The organism is Micromonospora sp. ATA51 (genome assembly GCF_016802855.1).
GTDB lineage: Bacteria > Actinomycetota > Actinomycetes > Mycobacteriales > Micromonosporaceae > Micromonospora > Micromonospora sicca.
The window spans coordinates 1-19,523 of record NZ_JAEVHJ010000022.1; the positions used below are offsets into that span (position 1 = coordinate 1).

At 69.6% G+C, this 19,523-nt stretch carries 13 protein-coding genes and 1 pseudogene; 10 read left to right on the forward strand and 4 right to left on the reverse strand.

Going from position 1 to position 19,523, the window contains the following annotated elements; genetic code table 11:
- Both pglX and JNW87_RS06245 read left to right on the forward strand, forming a co-directional pair.
- Positions 1-2,834, forward strand: a 2,834-nt coding sequence (gene pglX / locus JNW87_RS06240) for a BREX-2 system adenine-specific DNA-methyltransferase PglX (protein ID WP_238453278.1), incomplete at its 5' end; no start/stop codon positions are given.
- A 559-nt stretch (positions 2,835-3,393) separates the two neighbouring features.
- Positions 3,394-4,059 (forward strand): hypothetical protein, encoded by a 666-nt coding sequence (locus JNW87_RS06245; RefSeq protein WP_238453279.1) that lies wholly within the window; start codon positions 3,394-3,396, stop codon positions 4,057-4,059.
- Positions 4,060-4,325: 266 nt separating this feature from the next.
- Here JNW87_RS06245 and JNW87_RS06250 read toward each other — a convergent pair whose 3' ends face one another.
- Both JNW87_RS06250 and JNW87_RS06255 read right to left on the reverse strand, forming a co-directional pair.
- The gene (locus tag JNW87_RS06250) at positions 4,326-4,793 is read right to left on the reverse strand and encodes a hypothetical protein (RefSeq protein WP_238453280.1); all 468 of its coding nucleotides are present in this window, start codon (positions 4,791-4,793) and stop codon (positions 4,326-4,328) included.
- A 250-nt stretch (positions 4,794-5,043) separates the two neighbouring features.
- Positions 5,044-5,391 carry a hypothetical protein gene (locus JNW87_RS06255; protein WP_146231009.1) on the reverse strand — a complete coding sequence of 116 codons (348 nt, stop codon included), beginning with the start codon at positions 5,389-5,391 and terminating at the stop codon, positions 5,044-5,046.
- Between JNW87_RS06255 and JNW87_RS06260 the strand changes: the two genes are divergently transcribed.
- Positions 5,392-6,192 (forward strand): hypothetical protein, encoded by an 801-nt coding sequence (locus JNW87_RS06260; RefSeq protein ID WP_146231010.1) that lies wholly within the window; start codon positions 5,392-5,394, stop codon positions 6,190-6,192.
- Between the two features lie 303 nt (positions 6,193-6,495).
- On the opposite strand, the gene JNW87_RS06265 is transcribed toward JNW87_RS06260, so the two are convergent.
- A complete protein-coding gene (locus tag JNW87_RS06265; RefSeq protein WP_146231011.1) occupies positions 6,496-6,696 on the reverse strand; it encodes a hypothetical protein in 201 nt (66 codons plus the stop codon).
- Between the two features lie 473 nt (positions 6,697-7,169).
- On the opposite strand from JNW87_RS06265, the gene JNW87_RS06270 reads away from it, so the two are divergent.
- Positions 7,170-8,663 (forward strand): sialidase family protein, encoded by a 1,494-nt coding sequence (locus JNW87_RS06270; RefSeq protein ID WP_238453281.1) that lies wholly within the window; start codon positions 7,170-7,172, stop codon positions 8,661-8,663.
- Between the two features lie 271 nt (positions 8,664-8,934).
- On the forward strand, positions 8,935-9,414 hold the full coding sequence (locus tag JNW87_RS06275; RefSeq protein ID WP_146231012.1) for a hypothetical protein: 480 nt from the start codon (positions 8,935-8,937) through the stop codon (positions 9,412-9,414).
- Between the two features lie 120 nt (positions 9,415-9,534).
- Here JNW87_RS06275 and JNW87_RS06280 read toward each other — a convergent pair whose 3' ends face one another.
- Positions 9,535-10,851, reverse strand: a complete 1,317-nt coding sequence (locus tag JNW87_RS06280; protein WP_109801105.1) for a hypothetical protein — start codon at positions 10,849-10,851, stop codon at positions 9,535-9,537.
- Positions 10,852-11,065: 214 nt separating this feature from the next.
- Here JNW87_RS06280 and JNW87_RS06285 point away from each other — a divergent pair, with 214 nt between their 5' ends.
- The 5 genes and pseudogenes from JNW87_RS06285 (at position 11,066) to brxD (ending at position 19,509) form a co-directional block, all read left to right on the forward strand.
- Positions 11,066-11,626, forward strand: coding sequence for a hypothetical protein (locus JNW87_RS06285; RefSeq protein WP_109801115.1), 561 nt, complete (start codon positions 11,066-11,068; stop codon positions 11,624-11,626).
- A 78-nt stretch (positions 11,627-11,704) separates the two neighbouring features.
- Positions 11,705-15,463 carry a phage resistance protein gene (locus JNW87_RS06290; RefSeq protein WP_146231013.1) on the forward strand — a complete coding sequence of 1,253 codons (3,759 nt, stop codon included), beginning with the start codon at positions 11,705-11,707 and terminating at the stop codon, positions 15,461-15,463.
- Positions 15,460-17,664, forward strand: a complete 2,205-nt coding sequence (gene pglZ, locus JNW87_RS06295) for a BREX-2 system phosphatase PglZ (protein ID WP_238453282.1) — start codon at positions 15,460-15,462, stop codon at positions 17,662-17,664. The genes JNW87_RS06290 and pglZ overlap by 4 nt, the downstream gene beginning before the upstream one ends.
- Before the next feature lie 110 nt (positions 17,665-17,774).
- On the forward strand, positions 17,775-18,200 hold the full coding sequence (locus JNW87_RS06300) for a hypothetical protein (protein WP_238453283.1): 426 nt from the start codon (positions 17,775-17,777) through the stop codon (positions 18,198-18,200).
- Positions 18,201-18,205: 5 nt separating this feature from the next.
- Positions 18,206-19,509, forward strand: a pseudogene (gene brxD, locus JNW87_RS06305) (BREX system ATP-binding protein BrxD).
- Positions 19,510-19,523: the final 14 nt, after the last annotated feature.

A 19,523-nucleotide genomic window follows, 5' to 3' on the forward strand; every position in this document is an offset into this window, starting at 1 on the left:
TCCTCAAGGAGTGGGAGCATCACGCCCCCAACCGGGACCCCCACGAGCGGGTACGCCTGGCCCTCGACGCCGTCCACGGCATCGACATCAACCCCTTCGCTGTGGCCATCGCCCGCTTCCGCCTCCTCGTTGCGGCCCTACGCGCCTGTGCTGTCAAGACCCTCGCCGATACGGCGAGCTACGTATTTCCCCTTCACTTCGCTGTCGGGGACTCACTTAACAGGAGCGATCAGCGCGCGTTCATCAACGAGGCGGGAGAGCTGATCGACTTCAACTACGCCACGGAGGACGTGCAGGAGCACTCTGGCATTCTCGAAGAAGGTCGGTGGCACGTCGTCGTCGGAAACCCGCCATACATTACGCCGAGCGATGACGCCGCTAACCGGCGCTACCGGCAAGCCTATGCGGACGTTTGCCACCGTCAGTACGCCCTGTCGGTGCCGTTCGCGCAGCGCTTTTTCGAGCTGGCGAAGACGCCCGCCGCTGATGGCCGGGGCGCAGGTTACGTCGGCCAGATCACGGCAAACTCGTTCATGAAGCGCGAGTTTGGCAAGAAGCTGATTGAGGACTTCCTAGCCCACAAGGCCGAGTTAACGCATGTGGTTGACACATCTGGTGCCTATGTCCCCGGCCATGGCACTCCGACCGTGCTTTTGATTGGTCGCAACAGAAGCCGCAATCGTCAGGAGACGATCCGTGCGGTCTTAGGCATCCGAGGCGAGCCGTCGGCTCCCGATGATCCGGCGCGCGGATTCGTTTGGACCGCAATCACTGATCAGGTGAGCAGGCCTGGCTCGGACAGTGAGTGGGTCAGCGTGACGGACCTTCCTCGAAGCGCTTTGGCCAAATTCCCATGGAGTCTTTCCGGCGGTGGAGCCAGCGGGCTCCTTGCGGCACTCGAGGCTAGGCCAGTGAGGCTTGGTGCGGTGGTTGACGTGATCGGACGCACGACTCATACAGGGCTTGATGATGCTTTCTATATGCCAGCGGCATCAGCTCGCACCCACGGGCTACGTGACGCGGCCGTGCCGGTTGTCCGAGGTGAGGACCTGCGCGACTATGCGCTCGAAACGCCGATCTGGACAGCATTTCCCTACGACGTAAAAGCCAATAGTCGGGTCATAAATCTAATGGAAGAACAGTTCTATTGGCGAAGTCGCACCCTGCTCCGACGGCGAATGGACTTTGGTCAGACACCCGAGCAGCGGGGTCTCCGCTGGTTTGACCACAGCATGTTCTTTCCAAAGCGATATGCCGAGCCCCGCTCGATTGGTTTCTCCTTTGTAGCCACTCACAACCAGTTCGCGCTCGACCGCGGTGGCAAGGTCTTCAACCGCACTGCGCCTGCGCTCAAGTTGGCGGACGGGGCGTCCGAAGATGATCACTTGCGGTTGTTGGGACTCCTCAACAGTTCCACCTCTTGCTTCTGGCTCAAGCAGGTTTGCCACGACAAGGGAAGTCAGGGCGTCAACGAGGGCTTCAAGAGCCAGGAGTGGGAGAGGTTCTTCGAGTTCACCGGTACCAAGCTGCAGGAGTTTCCGCTGCCGTCGGCGTACCCCCTCGAAGTGAGCCGGGAGATTGACGGGCTGGCGCAGCGGCTCGCCACGGTGAGCCCAGCGGCGGTCGCGGCCTCCGGAGTGCTTACCCGCGAGCGGCTGGACGCCGCCGCCTACGAGTGGCAGGCCAGGCGTGGCCAGATGATCTGTTTGCAGGAGGAGCTGGACTGGCAGGTCTACTCGCTCTACGGCCTGCTGGACGAGGACTTGACCGCGCCGGAGAGTGTTCGGCCGCCGATGTTGCAGCTGGGGCAGCGGGCGTTCGAGATCGTGCTCGCCCGCAAGGTCGCCGCGGGTGAGGCGGAGACGCAGTGGTTCGCTCGGCACGGGTCGACGCCGATCACCGAGCTGCCGGCGCATTGGTCGGATGAGTACCGGTCGATGGTGGAGCGGCGGATCGCGGTCATCGAGGGCAATCGCAACATCGGGTTGATTGAGCGGCCGGAGTGCAAGCGGCGCTGGGCGACCGAGGGCTGGGACGGGATGCAGGCGAAGGCGCTGCGCGACTGGCTGCTGGACCGGTGCGAGGCGCGGGAGTTGTGGTACCACCACGTCGACGGGCTGGAGCAGCCGCGCCCGTTGACCACCGCCCAGCTCGCCGACGAGCTGCGCCGCGACGCCGACGTGCTCACCGTCGCCGGCCTCTACGCGCCCGGTCAGGACCTCGGCAAGGTGATCGCCGACCTGGTCGCCGACGAGCACGTGCCGCACCTGGCCGCGCTGCGCTACAAGGACTCCGGCCTGGCCAAGCGGGCGGACTGGGAGCAGGTGTGGGACCTGCAGCGGCAGGAGGACGCGCTGCCCGACGAGGCGGCGAAGCGGGAGTTCCGCAAGCAGATCCCGGTGCCGCCGAAGTACACCTCGGCGGACTTCCTCAAGACCAGCTACTGGCGGCACCGGGGCAAGCTCGACGTGCCCAAGGAGCGGCTCGTGTCGTACCCGGGTGCCAGCCGCGACGGTGACCCGTCGCTGCTGGTCGGCTGGGCCGGCTGGGACCACCGAGAGCAGGCCCAGGCCCTGGCCACCCTGATCGTCGCCCGCGAGCAGGAGGACGGCTGGGCCACCGACCGGCTGTTGCCGCTGGTCGCGGGGTTGCGCGAGATCCTGGGCTGGGTACGCCAGTGGCACGGCGAGTTCGACCCCGAATGGGGCGCCTCGCCGGCGGACATCTACGCCGGCTTCCTCGCCGAGACCACCAACCGCCTCCACCTCACCGACGATGCGCTCACGTCGTGGCGACCGGCCAAGGCCACCCGCGGTCGCAAGGCCAAGGCATGACGGCCGTCGACCCGATCCCCGCCCCGACCACCGCATGGTTGTTGCCGGAGTACGCCGACGAACTGGCCGACGTCCTGGCGCAGCGCCGGTCTCGGCTCTGGCAGCTCACCAGTCCGGGCGAGCTGGCCGCGTGGGCGCTCGCCGAGCCCGAGCCGGCGCCGCTCGACCCTGGGCCGGCCGCCTTCGAGGGCGACTGGACGGATGGGCTTGACGGGACCCAGCAGGCGGCGTGGGCGCTGGCGGGCTGGGTCACCCGGATGACAGTGCCCGAAGCCGCGGCGACCGCCGGCAGGCACTGGCTGCTGTCCCAGGTCGACCAGGGCGGTGCGCCACTGCTGCGGCTGACGGTGGGCGTACTGGAAACCTTCGGCGTCCTGGAGGACGGCGCGGAAGTGTGGCTCCGGGTCTCGCGGCGCCGCTCGACAGTGCCGTCGACGCCGGCGCGCTCGACGAGGAGGAGTGGGAGCGGCGAGGTGTCGAACTCGCGCGGGACGGCACCAGGACACTCGCCGAAGACAAGTACCTGCTGCGCTGCCCGGACATCCGTACCGCGCAGTGGTTGCTGCGGCAGCCGCCGGTCATGGCCGGCGCGCGGATGCTCAACGGGTGGGTGGCCGCCGGCCCGTTCCCCTTCAAGAGCAGGTACCGGCCGGAGATCGCGGCACGCGCCTGGCTGGCTGCCGAGACGCTGCTCGCTGCTGAGTCGCCGGCGGCCCCCATCGGTGGCCAGGGCTTCGACCGGCCGTACACCGGCTCGGCCGTGCCCGCTGAACTGCCCGCGCAGCGGTCGTTTGACGCAGCGGCCTACCGGGCCGGGGTGAACGAACACGACCGACTTTGCCGAGCGTTGGTCGACCACCTTGCCGCGTCAGGGTTACGGGTCGGCGCCGGGCTCGCTGGGGTGAATGTCGACCTGGCTTGGCGAGACACCGAGGGGCGGCAGTTCATCGCCGAGGTGAAGAGCGTGGTCGGCGGCAACGAGGTCGAGCAGCTCCGGCTCGGCCTCGGTCAGGTCCTCGAATACCGTCACCGCCTGGCGACGCTCGGAATGTGGGTGACGCCCGTCCTGGTCGTATCGAGATGTACGGACCGGGCTTGGCCGGCCATCTGCGGTGACAGCCACGTCATCCTGCTGCAGGGTGAGCGCGCTTCGGATTGGACAGCTGCGCTGACAGAAGGCCGCGATCCCACGCCGGTGCTGGTGATTGATGAAGCCGAGGCGTAAACGAGGAGGCGCAGCGCGCGGCTGAATTGCTCCGGTCGGACATGTTCCCGGTTGGCCGGGCTGCTCCGAGCCCAAGCCGAAGGCAAGCGGTTTTCTACCGTCGATCGTCGCGCTCTCGAGCAGCTTGCCGGTGACCGGGTGACGCCGGTCGCACTGCTCTACGCCGAACTGGTCGTGGACGGTGAGGCGCTCGTCGCGGCTGACCGACGATGCTCAGTCAACCCTGGCCACAACCGTACCGGCTCCCGTAAGGCTCGCTGGAAAGGTTAACGGGCGGCTGCGGCCGAGTACCGGTCCACCTGCTTGTCGAGCAGGTCAGCGACGACGTCGGCGTCGGCGCTCATGAGGCCGCCGGCGCCGGTCGAGATGAGCGTCGGCCCCACGACGGCAAATCCCTGCAAGACCGTCGCGCCCTGCGTCTCGATGCGTACCCCGAGGCTGTCATCGCCCGTCTTCGGCAGGTTCATCAGCGCGTAGGTGAGCTTCTGTCCCTCCGAGGTGTCCTGCTTGCAGGTTTCCAGCGTCTCGGCCATCTTGGCGAATGAAGCCTTCGCCTGGTCGGCGTTGGCGTACTGCCGTAGGGCGATCGACGCGATCTCGGTCTTCAGGCCGCCACCCTTCTGATACGCAGCGGAAACCTCGATCTTCGCCGTGTACGGCTGCCGGTAGTTGCAGAAGGTCTTGTCAGGACCGTCCTCGTCCTTGGACGGGTCCTCGCTGTAGCCAGCCGGCATCTCCTTGAGCGGGAGCAGCGCCTTGGCGAGAGCGGCCTTGTCGAGGATCTTGTAGCTCGGTGCCGCCGGAGTGGCGGCAGCCGCCGAGGACGAGGCGGCGACGTCGAAGCCGCCGACTGAGGTGCGGCATCGCCACCGCCGCAGCCGACGAGCGCCGACATCGCGGTGACAACGGTGGCGACGAGCGCGGTGGTGCGGGTGGCGGTCATCAGAGCATCCCTCTACCTGGCGAAATCACGGTAGACGCAGCTTAGTGGGGTGCGACCCGCGAGGTGGGCGCGGCGTTCGAGCCACCCTTCGGCACCCTTGACGACCACCGATCTTTCGACAGACTCATCGGGTGGGCTTGTTCGAGATGACCGTCGGCGGGGAACTCGTTCCCGTGCCGTCCTCCACCTTTGCCGCCGAGCAGATCCTGGAGCGCGCGGACCTTCAACGCGCGCTTCGCGAGCACATCGCCGCCCCCGGGGAGGACCTGCTGGTCGTCGCCGAGGAGTTCGGTGACTTCGAGGTACGGCGACGAATCGACCTGCTCTGCGTCGACCGCAGCGGCCGGCTGGTGGTCGTGGAACTCAAGCGCACCGAGGACGGCGGACACATGGAGCTCCAAGCGCTCCGGTATGCCGCGATGGTCTCGGCGATGACGTTCGAGCAACTCGTCGACACGTACCAGCGGCACCTCGCCCGGACCGATCCCGGGAACGCCGACGGTGCAAGAAAGCGCCTCGCCGAGCGGCTGGACGAGGCCGGCGGCGACTCCGCAGTCATTCAGCGTCAGGTCCGGATCATCCTCGCCTCCGCCGGCTTCGATCCCCAAATCACCACGACCGTACTTTGGCTCAACGACATATACGGCTTGGACATCACCTGTATCCGCCTGACGCCGTACCGGATCGGGGAGAGGAGGCTCCTCGACGTGCAGCAGGTCATCCCGCTGCCCGAGGCGGCGGAACTCACCGTTCAGTTGCGCCGCCGGGAGACCGCCGCACGAGCCGCTGAAGCGAGCAGCGGTCGGGACCTGACCAGGTACGTGATCATCACGCCGTCGCGGAGGACGGGAGCGTTGCCGAAGCGCAGAGCGCTGCTGGCGCTCATCAGCGCGCTGCACGAAGCCGGTGTGGACGTCGACCGGATGGCAGAGGCCCTCCCCGGATGGCCGCGGTTGCTGCCGGTCGACGGCATCCTCGTCGGTGACGCACATCAGGAAGCCTTCGTTCGGGCCCACGGAAGCGGCCGTCAGCTTGAGCGATGGTTTTTCGAGAGCCCGATTCATCGAGACGGCAGAACCTGGGTGCTCTCGAAGATGTGGGGCGCGGACACGGTGGACGCCCTCGACGCTCTACTCGGCCTGGCGCCGACGCCCGGATACGACTACGAGCCGGTCGGGGCGCAGTCGTGACTTCGCCGCACGCTTCCCGGACGGCCTGGCTCTCACGGGCATCGAGCACTGCGCCGCGCCGGAGGTGATGGCGTGGCGTGTCCTACTTGGGCACGCTGGTTTTCGATGATCGCAATCGCGGTCCGCTGCCTGCGCGTCCGGGACTCGAGCGACGCTCGGTGTGGCGGACTGACACCGACACGTGACAGCTGGCCCGGTCGTGGTGCTGCTAGTGGTCGATTTCGTCCGGCGGCACCCGTACTGACCGGCGGGTGGCCCGGCCGGCCGGCTGCATTGTCGGATGGACAGGCCAGAGCGAGAGCGTCAACTCCAGCGCGCTCGGCGGCCGTCATCGTCGTACCAATGGTTGAGGTAATCCGGATCGGCCTTGCTGTCCTGCTGAACGGCGTGGACGTGGTCACTCATGCTTGCCAGCGACCAAATCGCGTTGGCCAGCCGGGCGTAATCCTCGTCAGGAGTGTCGTAGCGCAGTTCGACGGTTATTGTTCGACGGACACGCGGCATGGCTTGTCTCCGTTCCTGTAGACCTGCATCTTGCCGGGAGAAGGGCTACTTGCCAAGGCAAGTTGTGTCCACCCCCGGGCCGCCTGTGGGCTCGCCCACGGACGTCCACGAGCTGTCGGAGGTGTTGGCCGAGCGGGGACGGTGCCGCTGCGGCCGGGCACCGCCCCGCGCGGCTGCCCCTCCGTTTACGCGGAGACGATCCACTGAGGAAGCAGTGATGACTGGTGTCACACAAGGGGTAACCGAGCTGGTGGCAGTCACGCGGACGCGGGGCGTGGCATTCACATACTTGAACAAGTGCCTCTATTCGGAAAGTCCCTCCCACGTCCCCACGATGAGGGCATCCAGCGTGCGACACCTTGTCCACGGTGTTACGTCTGGTCTGCGCCGAACGATGCAACATTCGTATCGGCACGCCGGACGTGGCCGAGGAAGGCAGGGATGTCATGGAGCTACGTGCCAGGAGGACCCGGGTGCCCCGTTCGGTGGCGCTCGCGGCTGCGACGCTGCTGGTGATGGCGATCGGCGGAGTGACCGCCGCCGAGGCGGCCACCCCCGGCGCCGGGACGGTGTCGTCGACCAGGCCGACCGCCACCTGGACCGGCGGGCCGTTCGCGGTGCCCAACGCCACGGCGACGACCGGCACGCTGACGTGCAACGCCGCAGCGCCCTGTGACGACTACGCGCTCACCGTCGACGTCCCGGCAGGGTACTACGCCGCCAACGACCTGAAGATCAAGGTGAGTTGGCCCAACTCCGCTGCCGACTTCGACGTCTACCTGTACGACCGCAGCGGCGTCGAGGTGGGGCAGGCGGCCTCGACCGCCGACCCGGAGACCCTGGTCGTGCCGCCGGTGGCCGGTCAGTACACGGTGCGGATCGTGCCGTTCGCCCCGCTGGGCGAAAGCTACTCGGCGACCGCCGAGCTCGCGGCGAAGCCGGCCGCTCCGGCGCCAGGGCCGGTGGGTGCCGCCTCCTTCACCAACTACCCGGCACTCGGGACGCTGCCGCGCGCCCATGACGCCGGCGAGCCGTCGATCGGGGTCAACTGGAAGACCGGCAAGGTCATGTACCAGGCGTACACCGACACGTACCGGGTCTCCTTCGACGACACGAAGTCCCCGGCCACCGCGGCGTGGGAGGACAAGAGTGGCCACCTGCCCAAGTGCACGGCCAACGCCTCGCTGGACCCGATCCTGTTCACCGACCACGACACGGGCCGCACGTTCGAGTCGCAACTGGCCGGCAAGACCTCGCTGATGTGCTACACAGACGACGACGGCGAGACCTGGACCCCGTCGCAGGGTGGGGGCATCAACTCCGGCGTCGACCACCAGACCGTCGGCGGCGGCCGCTGGTCACCCAACGGCGTCGGCGGCACCCCGCTCTACCCGAACGCCGTCTACTACTGCTCGCAGGACATCGCCGACGCGCTCTGTGCGACCAGTCGCGACGGGGGGCTGACCTTCGGCCCGGCCGTACCCATGTACACCCTGCTGGACTGCGGCGGCCTGCACGGGCACGTCAAGGTCTCCCCGAAGGACGGCACGGTCTACGTACCCAACAAGGGCTGCGGCGGCAACCAGGCCGTCGCGCTCTCCGAGGACAACGGCCTGACCTGGCAGGTACGCAAGGTGCCGACCAGCCTGCCGGCGGACAGCGACCCGTCCGTGGGCATCGGCTCGGACGGCACGGTCTACTTCGGCTACCAAAATGCCGACGGCCACGCGCACGTCGCGGTCTCGCACGACAAGGGCCGCACCTGGGAGAGCGACCAGGACGTCGCGCCGCGCTGGGCGTGCAGAACGTGGTGTTCCCGGCCGTCGTCGCCGGCGACCCCGCCCGGGCCGCGTTCGCCTTCCTCGGCACGACGACCAGCGGCAACTACCAGGACGCCACCAACTTCACCGGCGAGTGGCACCTGTACGTCACCGTCACCTACGACGGCGGGCGCACCTGGTCGCTGACCGACGCGACGCCGAACGACGCGGTGCAGAAGGGTTCGATCTGCACCGGCGGCACCACCTGCGGCACCGACCGGAACCTGCTCGACTTCATGGACGTCCAGCTGGACAAGCAGGGCCGCGTCCTCGTCGGGTACGCCGACGGATGCACCGGCGCCTGCGCCACCGGCGGCGCGCAGAATTTCGACGCGCTGGCCACCATCGCCCGGCAGAGCGGCGGGAAGTCGCTGTTCGCCGCGTCCGACCCGGTCACGACGGCGAAGGTGAAGAAGAAGTGATCCGCGTACGAGCGGGTGCTCTCGTGCTGGCCGCCGCCGCAGCCCTCACCGGCTGCGGCGGCACCGCGGACGAGACGGACCTCGGCGATCCGGACGCTCCCGGCGCGGCGGAGCCCCGAGCCGGATCCTCGGCCGCCACCCTCGTCTGCGCCGACGCGGCGACGGCCGTGCCGCGGCCCACCGCGCTCCCGGGCGAGGTTCCGCTGCCGTCCGACGCCGTCCTCACCGGCTCCGAGGAGCGGTCCGGCGGGCGGCTGGTGGTCACGGCGGTGACGCCGAGCGACTTTCGCTCGACCCTCGCGTTCATGCAGCGGGCCTACCCGGCGGCCGGGCTGACGCTCAAGGAAGGTGAGGTCGAGGACCGCGACGCGGAGTCGAACTTCGCCGGCAAGGGTCTGGTCGGGCGCTGGACGCTGCGCGAGGTGCCGGACTGCGACGGCGACACCCTGGTCACTGTGCTCGTGGCCAGGGCTTGACGGAGGCGCCGAGGCCGAGCAGCACGCCGCTCGGCCTCGGCCAGGCCCCTCGACCAGCCGAAACGCTTCACCACCGAAACCGAGATCGAGGTGGTCAATCAGTATGCGCGCGGCGTCCGGTCAGGCAGCGACTGCAGGGAACACTACGAGCGATCCGTCACTGCTTCGTTCGATCTCGATCGCAACGTCAGCTTGGTGGATTCCCACGTTGAGGCCATCGCCCAAGGCGCGAAGGCGATATGCGGCTTTGAGTAGGTCGTCGACCTCGCCCTGCGTGAACATGATGCTTCGGAAACCGCCGTGCCGCCTCAACTCGAGAGTCGACAGTCGAAGTAGGACCGAGTTGATGCCTGATTCCAACTCGTCGACCCGACGCTCGTCGTCGCGCAACGTTCCGATAAAGCTCTTGAACGGATTGTTCGTACCCGCCTGTTGAGCGTGTTCAACTGCTTGAAGCACGAGCACTCGGCGTTTGAGAGCAATGGCGAGCCGGGCAAGCTCCAAGTGTGCGCGGAATGCGCCGCCTTCCTCGTTGATGCCGGGGAATGAAGTCGTCAACGCGCCAACTTCAACCGGGCCGTCGGGCAGTTTGGCCAGCGCATCTTGCCATTTTGTGAGCCGACGATTGGTTCGTTCGATCGCCGTGCTGATCGCGTACGACGAGGAATCCAGTCCCAACGACAGGCCGATTCTGCCCTGGTCGAGGAGGACCGACGTCGCCTTGTCGATCGCGTCACGACAACCATCCAACTCGCTGCGCTCGTTCTCGAGGTTGTCTTCGTGCAACTGCTCCAGGAGGTCGGTGATTCGCTCGATCGCCTTCTGGCGTTGGTGATCGGCGTAGGCGCTGACGCCGACCGCGACGGCCATCAGCACAAGTGGCGCGGCCACTGTCAACGCTCCGGCGCTGGCCGCGGCCACACCAGCTGTGGTGGCCGAGCCGGTTGCAGCACCTGCAACAGCGGCCTTGCCGGCAACGGGCACAAACGTGGCATGGGCTGCGATGCCGCCGGTGGAGTTGACCAGTGCGCCGCGAATACCTGCTGCAGATGCCTTCGCAGCCATGGGCTTGACAAGTCCTTTACCGACCTGTGCGGCGACCTTTGCCGGTATCACCATTCGGTAGAGCACGTCACCGGTAGCGGCGACGTTCAGCGTCGGAGGCGCTGACTTCGCTGTCTGAGCCACGAGCTGCGACAACTGCTGAGCGAGGGGACTGGCTGCATGAAGCGGAATCCCGCCGTTCCGGTCGCGCTTGGTTGACATCGGATGCGCTTCCAGCGTGGCGATCGGGGAATCCGCAAGTGTTGCCAGGACTGTTCTCAGTTCTGCGAGTCGGGCCGGTGTCATGCCCTCATCGCCCAGCACCTTCGGCACGCTCACGGCCTCCGTGGCGAGTGTCCATACTGGCACGGGTGCCTTGTTGTCAGTGGTCACGTCTTGTCCCCTCCCGAACTGACGTACACCATAGGTGGTGGTAGCGACACCAACAACAACACCAGGCCGACCCTCACTGCTGGGCAGCGGCAGGTGACTGGTGTCGCTATCGTCCCAGGTGTCTCTGGCTCAGCCACTGTCGGCAAACGCCAAAGGGCTGCATCAACCAAACGGCCGGCGGGCTGGGCGGCTGGACCGTGATGAGGAGCCCGTGTTGAACGCAACCGAATCCCTGGTGACGCAGCTGCCGGCACTGCTCGGTGTGCTGATCGGCACGGCCGGCACGATGATCGTCACGACGGTGACTGAGCGTGGCCGGTGGCGGCGCAACCAGACCGTCCGTTGGGACGAGCGGCGGTTGGACGCGTATGCGGAGTTCACCCGTGCGGTGAAGGAGATCCACCTGCTGGCGATGGGGATGCTCAGCGCGCACCGGACGGGTGCTCGTACGCCTCCACTGCGCCCGGAGGAAGGGCTGGCGCGGCTGGCGGAGGCCGCTGAGCGGCACAGCCTGGCCTGGGAATCGGTCCTGCTGCTCGGCGACGAGGCCACGGTGCGCGCGGCGTCGACCTGGCGTCACGCCGTCCGGAATCTGGAGCTGGCGGCGCGTGCCTTGCCGGACCCGCCGGACGACCTCGCCGCGCTGGTCCGCCGGGCCGACGAGACCCGGGACACGTTCTACCGGGCCGCGCGCGCCAGCCTCGACGTCCGGGGCGGCGCCGTCGACCAGTTCCGGCGCGCGGTCGGCAGCGAAATCCCGACCGCCCGGCGGTGAGCAGTCTGCCCGCACGGTGGGCCGTGACGCGCCCCCGGTGCACACCGGCGGTGGCTGGTGATCGGTACGGTGTGCAGCATGTCTTCGCCCACCCCTGCGCCGCTGCTCCGGGAGTTCATCGAGATCCCGGAGCGCACGAGCACGAGTGACTTCGTGCTCAAGCTCGCCGACAGTGTCGCCGATGCCGACGCCACCCTCCGCGACTATGTCGTCACGGACCGGCTGCTCGGTAACTTTGACGAGGCGCTCGGGCTGATCCGCTCCGCGGTCGAAGGCCACGCCTCAAAGGCCGCATACCTGCACGGCTCCTTCGGCTCCGGTAAGTCGCACTTCATGGCGGTGCTGCACGCGCTGCTGCGCGGCGAGGCCGCCGCCCGCGGCCGGGACGAGTTGGCCCCGCTGGTCGCCAAGCACAGCGTCTGGCTGGACGGGCGCAAATTCCTGCTCATCCCGTACCACCTGCTCGACGCCCGCTCGCTGGAGCAGCGGGTGCTCGGCGGCTACGTCGACCGGGTGCGCGCGCTTCACCCCGGCGCCCCCATCCCGGCGGTACACCGCACCGACGCGCTGCTGGACCAGGCCGCCTCGCTGCGGGAGAAGATCGGTGACAAGCAGTTCATCGACGGCCTCCCCGGCGGGGACGCCGAGGACGAGTGGGGCGAGACCGAGACCTGGACGCCCGAGCGCCTCGACCAGGCGTTCGCCGGCGCGTACTCCGACGAGCTGCGCCGCAAGCTCGTCAACGACCTGCTGACCAGCTGGAACAAGGGCTTCTTCAGCAACGCCCGGGAGGATGCCGAGGCGTTCGTCTCGCTCGACCGGGGCCTCACCGAGATCAGCCGGCACGCCAAGGAACTCGGCTACCACGGCCTGATCCTCTTCCTCGACGAGCTGATCCTCTGGCTGGCCAACTCCATCGGCGACCAGCAGTTCGTCTCCCGCGAGATCCAGAAGATCACCAACTTCGTCGAGGGCGGCGACACCCGCCGGCCCATCCCGGTGGTCAGCTTCATCGCCCGCCAGCGTGACCTGCGCGAACTCGTCGGCGAGGAGGTCACTGGCGCCAACGAGCTGAGCTACCAGGACACCCTCAACCTGGCCAGCGGCCGGTTCGACGTCATCAAGCTGGAGGACCGCAACCTTCCGGAGATCGCCCGCCGCCGGCTGCTCAAACCCCGCGACACCACGGCCGCCGCGGCGATCGGCAAGGCCTTCGACGCCACCACCAAGGTACGGCGGGAGGTGTTCGACACCCTCCTCGGCACGGACTCGGGCAGCGGCGCGGACATCGACGCCTTCCGGTCGACGTACCCGTTCAGCCCGGCGTTCCTCTCCACGCTGGTGCACGTGTCCAGCGCGCTGCAGCGCTCCCGGACCGCGCTGAAGCTGATGCGCCAGCTCCTGGTCGACCGCCGGGACACGCTGCGCCTCGGCCAGCTCGTCCCGCTCGGCGACCTCTACGACGTGATCAGCGGGGGCGGGGACCAGCCCTTCACCGAGAAGCTCAAGGCCGAGTTCGAGATGGCCCAGAAGCTCTACGACCTGAAGCTGCGCCCCTACCTACTCGGCCAGTACGACCTCACCGACGACGATCTGGAGGCCGCCCGTCGGGGCACCCCGCTGCCGGGCGACGTGGCCGGGCGGGTCCGCGCCTTCACCGGCGATGACCGGCTGGTGAAGACGCTGCTGCTGGCCGCCCTCGCGCCCAGCGTGCCGGCCCTGCGGAACCTGACCGCCCGGCGGCTCTCCGCCCTCAACCACGGCAGCATCACCAGCCCGATCCCCGGCGGTGAGGTTGCCCAGGTCAACCGCAAGCTCACCGACTGGGCCGGCCGGTTCGCCGAGATCCGCATCGGCGAGGGCGACGACCCGATCGTCTCGCTGGAACTGGTCGGCGTGGACGTCGACAGCGTCCTCGCCACCGCCAAGCACTACGACAACGAGGGCGCCCGCAAGCACATGGTCCAGCGGCTGCTCTGGCAGCAGCTCGGTGTGCCGTGGAGCGACTCGTTCTTCGCCGAGGCCGGGCTGAGCTGGCGGGGCAGCCGCCGCAGCATCGAACTGGTCTACGGCAACGTGCGCGACGTCAACGACATCCGTGACGAGGCGTTCCACCCGAACGACCCGACCGGCTGGCGGATGATCATCGACTATCCGTTCGACGACGGCAGCCACGGCCCGGCCGACGACCGCCAGCGGGTCCAGGACCTGATCAGCCGGACCACCTCCCGCACCGTGTGCTGGATCCCCGCGGCGCTCACCGTGGAACGCCTCACCGAGCTGGGCAAGCTCGTCATCATCGACAAGCTGCTCGAGGGGCAGCGCTTCGACAGCCACGCCGACCACCTCAACCCGGACGACCGGCGCCGCGCGCACGGCGCGCTGACCAACCAGCGCAGCGCGCTGCTCGCGAAGATGCAGGCCGTGCTCCGCCAGGCGTACGGTCTGGCCGGCAAGCAGGCTACCGACGTGGTGCTCGGCTTCGACGACCACCTGCAGTCGCTGACCCGGGCGCTTGAGCCCAAGCTGCCGATGGGCGCAACCTTCAACGACGCGCTGCGCAGCATCGGCGACCAGATGCTCGGCCAGCAGTACCCGGCCCACCCGGACTTCGACCCCGACCGCAAGGGCGACCCGATCCGCCTTGCCGACGTCAAGGTGGTGCTCGACCACGTCCGCCGGGCCGTCGAGTCCCCCGAGGGACGCGCCGAGGTCGACCGTCCGCACCGGCAGACCGTGCGACGCATCGCCAACCCGCTCGGGCTGGGCACCATGCACGAGGCGGCCTTCGTCATCGAGGGGGAGTGGGTCCAGCACTTCCAGCGCAAGGCGTCCGGCGAGGGCATCACCGGCGAGCTGCGGGTGGATGACCTGCTTCGCTGGATCGACGATCCGAGTCCGCGCGGCCTCGACCCGATCGTCGCGCAGCTCGTCGTGGCGACCTTCGCCGAGCAGACCGACCGCGCCTTCTACTTCCACGGCAGCGAGGTGATCCCGGCCCCCGAGCTGGGGAAGATCACCGCGGATCACATGCTCCGCGAGGAGCGGCTGCCCGCCGAGGAGGACTGGCAGGCCGCGCGGGCCCGCTCCGCGGCCATCTTCGGCGTCCAGCCGCTCGACCTGCGGCGGGGCCGGCTGGTGGCGCTCTTCGGCCGCGACCTGACCACCCACGCGAACCGCCACCGGGAAGCGGCTCACGGACTGGTCGCCCGCCTGGAGCAGCACGCGACCTGGCTGGGAATCGACAAGGAGTCTGGCAGCGGACGGCTGGCCACCGCCCGCGCCGCCGCCGACCTGCTGGAGGCACTGGCCAACGGACGGTCGGCGGTGGAGGCCGTCGAACGGCTCGCCCGCGCCGAACTCGCCGGCCCGGCCGACCGGACCGGCAAGAGCATCATGAGCGCCGCGCAGGTCTCGGCGGCGCTCGCCGCCGCGCCGTGGGACACCTTCGAGATCGTCGCCGGGCTGCCCGAGCCCTACGCGGCCGAGGCGGCGGTGATTCTCGCCGAGCTTCGCCGCGTTGCCCAGGCCGACGAGCTGACCGCCCCGCTCGCCCCGGCCCTGCGCCGCGCCCAGATCGACTCCACCGCCCTGATCCGCCGCGCCACCCGAAAGCCGGAAGTCGTCCACGTGCCCGGACGCGACGAGGACCCGGCCGAGATCGTCCATCCGCGCCGCCCGATCGACCAGGACATTCCGGAGGTCGTTGTCGATCAGCCGAGCGGTCGGATCTCGGTGGCGGCCGGCGACCTCGATCGAGCCGTGGAGCAGCTGCGCGCCTTCGCTGCTGACCAGGGCGACGCGACCATCGAGGTGACCTGGAGAATCGTGCCGTGACTCAGGCACCCGCATTATCCCAGGCGCTGCGGATCAACCCGGTGGCGCTGCGGCAGAAGGTGACGCAGCAGCTCGACCGGCACCGCAACGGTGAGGCGTACCCGGTGATGGTCGTGCGCGCCGAGCCGGCCTGGCCGCACGACCCGGCGATGCTGCTGCCCGGCGGACGCCCGGCCCGGGTCGTGCCGTGCGTGTCGCCGCTGGCCATCTGGGAGCACCTCGCCGCCGACCGCGGCGACGAGGTGCTGGTCCTGCTCACCGACATTCCCGAGTCCAGCCTCGGGCACGGGGTGCGGAGCCGGATCTTCCGGCAGCGGGTGATCACCGTCGAGCCCTGGGACCTGGTCGTGGACGCTTTCGGTGCGCAACTGCCCGACAGCGCCCTGGAGCGGGAAGGCTGGGCCGGTGAGGCGCTGCTCGACGCGATGCCGCCCGCCGGTTGGCCGAAGCTCACCACCGCCGTGCTCACCCGCGACGTGGCGCTGCGGCACCTCGCCGCCGTACGCCTGGGTCTCGAGCGCCGGGGTGACAGCCCCGACGACCTGGACGTGACGACGCTGCTGCGGTGGAGTGCCGAGCCGGGCGCGGTCGAGGCGTTCGGGCTGCTCCGGGAGGCGGAGCGCGACGGCCTGGCCGGGTGGCTCATCGAGCAGTTCGGGCGGCCCGCCAAGGCGCTCTTCGCGCTCATCGCCGCCGGGCACGGCGCCGACGCGCTTCCGCTCGGTCTGGTCTGCGAGGCGCTGTGGACCACCGACACCGCCGAGGCGGTGCGGGCGCAGGGGCGGATCGACCAGTACTTCGGCAACCTCAACGACGACGTCACCGTGCACGGCTTCGCCGACGCCGCGGTCCAGGTGGTGAGCGGGATGCTGACCGCGCGCGATCGGGAGTCGCGGCTGCAGGGGAACGCGGTGCTGGACCGGGCCGAGGAACTCCTCGTCCAGTTCAACGCGGCGGCCAGCGCCGGCCACAGCCCGATCCTCCGCACCGGCTTCACCCGGCGGATCACCGCCGCCGCGCAGGCGCTGCTGGCCGCGCTCCGCGACCCGGCCGACCGCGCGCTCGACGACGCGGTCGAAGCGCTCGCCGGGCACCGGCTGGCCGACGTGGAAGCCACCCGGGTCAGCCGGATCCGGATGGCCCAGCGGCTCGTGCGCTGGCTCGGCACCGAGCAGGAGCCGCCGGCAAGTGTGGCCGACGGGGTGGACCAGCAGATCGGCCAGTGGGGCTGGGTCGACGTGGCGCTCCACCACGCCTGGGCCGGCGACGACGCCAACCCCGAGCTGCAGACCGCGTTCCGCGAGATCCACGACCGGGCACAGCAGCGGCGGCGGGACCTGGACCAGGCGTTCGCCGGTCGCCTCGCGGCGTGGGCCACCGCCGGCCCCGGCAACGACGGCGGCCTGCTCACCGTGGAGAACCTCCTGCCCCGGGTCATCGACCCACTGGTCAAGGCCGACCGGCCGGTGCTGCTCGTCGTCCTCGACGGGATGAGCGCCGCCGTCGCCGTGCAGCTCGCCGACGAGCTGTCCCAGCACTGGGTCGAGTACGACCCGCTCGCCGGTTCCGCCGCAGGCCGCCGGCGGGGGATCGTGGCCGCCCTGCCCACCCTGACCGCGGTGTCCCGGACCTCGCTCTTCGCCGGCGCTCTCCGCACCGGCAACCAGGACCACGAGAAGAAGCTCTTCGCCGACGGCCGGTGGGGCAAGGGTTCCCGGATCTTCCACAAGGGGCCCGCCAAGGGCGGAGCCGGCTGGGCGTACGCGAGCGAGCTGGCCGAGGCGGTGGCCGGCGCGGCGCCCGTGGTGGCCGTCGTGATCAACACCGTGGACGAGTCGCTGGCCCACGGCCGCGAAGGCGACGAACCCGGCTGGCAGCTCGACGACCTCGGCTTCCTGCGCAGCCTGCTCGACCAGGCCCGGTCCTCCGGACGCGCCGTCGTCATCACCAGCGACCACGGGCACGTGCTGGAGCGGGGCGGGCAGTACGTCAAGGCCGCCGACGCCGCCTCGGCCCGGCACCGCACCGGCCCCGACCCGGCCGCCCCGGGAGAGGTGGAGCTGACCGGCCCCCGGGTGGTGGCCGACGGCAAGCGGATCATCGCGCTGTGGGACCCGATGCTGCGCTACCGCCCCAGCAAGGCGGGCTACCACGGCGGCGCGTCACTGGCCGAGGTCACATCCCGCTGCTGGCGTACCTGATGCCGAATGCGACGCGGCCGCCGGCCGGCTGGGCTCCCGTCGAGACCAGTCCACCGGCCTGGTGGCAGGCGTCGGCGACCGCTCCAGTTCCGACTGCCCCCACGACTCCGGTGCCCGCACCCAGGCCGCGACGCAAGGCGCCGGCCGTCACCGGGGACGCGCTGTTCGACGTACCGGAGCTGGCGAGTGCCCCCGCGGCGGCGCCGCCGGCTGGAGAGGGCGATCTGGTGAGCGCGGTGCTGGCCACCGAGCTGTTCGAGGCCCAGCACGGCCTGACCCCGCGGAAGGTGGACCGGAAGAAGATCGAGGCGGCGATGCGCGCGCTGGTCGAGGCCAAGGGTGTGCTGCCGCTGGCCGTGCTCGGTCAGCGGGCCGGTGAGCTGCCCGGGCGGGAGGGTGGATTCGTCAACACCCTGCAGCGGATCTTCAACGTCGACAACTACCCGGTGCTGTCGCAGATCGACGACGGGCGCACCGTCAAACTGGACACCGCCCTGCTGCGGACGCAGTTCGGCCTGCCCGGGGGCGGTCCGTGACCGCCGTGAGCCCGGCTCGGCGGCGGGAGGTCATCGACGCGTTGCGCCGGGGCGCCGTCCCGTCGGCCGGACTGGACCTCTTCGCCGTCGGGCTCGACCGGTTCACCAGCGCGGTGGGGGAGGACCTGGACACGGTCGCCACCGGCGGCTCGGTGTTCAAGGCGGTCCGCGGTGAGTACGGCTCCGGTAAGACCTTCTTCACGCGCTGGATCGCTGAGCGGGCGAAGCGCGCCAACTTCGCCACCGCCGAGGTGCAGATCTCCGAGAACGAGACCCCGCTGCACAAGCTGGAGACCGTGTACCGCCGGCTCACCGAGCGGCTCACCACCTCGACGTTTCCGCCGAGCGCCCTGCGACCCGTCGTCGACGGCTGGTTCTACGCGCTGGAGGAGGATGTCCTCGCGACGGGCGAGGTAGCCGCGGACGATCCGGACGCCCTCGACCGGGCGGTCGGGGTGCTGCTCGACCAGCGACTCGCCGCGGTCAGCCGCACGGCCCCCGCCTTCGCGGCCGCGCTCCGCGGCTACCGGACCGCCTCCCTCGCCGGTGATCCCGCCACCGCCGAAGCCGTCCTGGCCTGGCTCGGCGGCAGCCGCACGTCGCCGCGTCGGCCCGCCGGGTCGCCGGGGTGCGCGGGGATCTCGACCACTTCGCCGCGCTCAGCTTCCTGCAGGGCCTGCTCGCGGTCCTGCGCGACAGCGGGCACCCCGGCCTGCTGCTGGTCCTCGACGAGGTCGAGACGCTGCAGCGGGTCCGCTCCGACGCCCGCGACAGGGCGCTCAACGCGCTGCGGCAACTCATCGACGAGGTGCACTCCGGCCGCTTTCCCGGGCTCTACCTCGTCATCACCGGCACCCCGGCGTTCTACGAGGGGCCGCAGGGTGTGCAGCGGCTCGCACCACTCGCTCAGCGGCTGGCCGTCGACTTCACAACCGATCCCCGGTTCGACAACCCGCGCGCGGTGCAGATCCGGCTCGCCGGCTTCACCGTCGACTCCCTGGTGGAACTCGGCGGCCGGGTACGCGACCTCTACGCCGACGGATCCGCCGCATCGGGTCGGGTGCGTGGCCTGGTCGACGACGCGTACCTCGGTGACCTCGCCCGCGCCGTCGCCGGGGGATTGGGCGGCAAGGTTGGCGTGGCACCGCGGCTGTTCCTCAAGAAGCTGGTGGGGGACGTGCTCGACCGCGTCGACCAGTACGCCGACTTCGACCCGCGGCAGCACTACGCACTGACCCTCTCGGCCACCGAGATGACGGACGTGGAACGCAACGCGACCAGCGCTGACGCGATTTCGCTCGACCTGTAGGACAGAATCAGATC

What these genes read in the sequence shown, in the direction of transcription:
- JNW87_RS06250 (WP_238453280.1), bottom strand. Translation starts at nt 4,793, where the DNA reads ATGCCGGCTGGCTACAGCGAGGACCCGTCCAAGGACGAGGACGGTCCT.
- JNW87_RS06260 (WP_146231010.1), top strand. Translation starts at nt 5,392, where the DNA reads ATGGAGCTCCAAGCGCTCCGGTATGCCGCGATGGTCTCGGCGATGACG.
- JNW87_RS06265 (WP_146231011.1), bottom strand. Translation starts at nt 6,696, where the DNA reads ATGCCGCGTGTCCGTCGAACAATAACCGTCGAACTGCGCTACGACACT.
- JNW87_RS06290 (WP_146231013.1), top strand. Translation starts at nt 11,705, where the DNA reads ATGTCTTCGCCCACCCCTGCGCCGCTGCTCCGGGAGTTCATCGAGATC.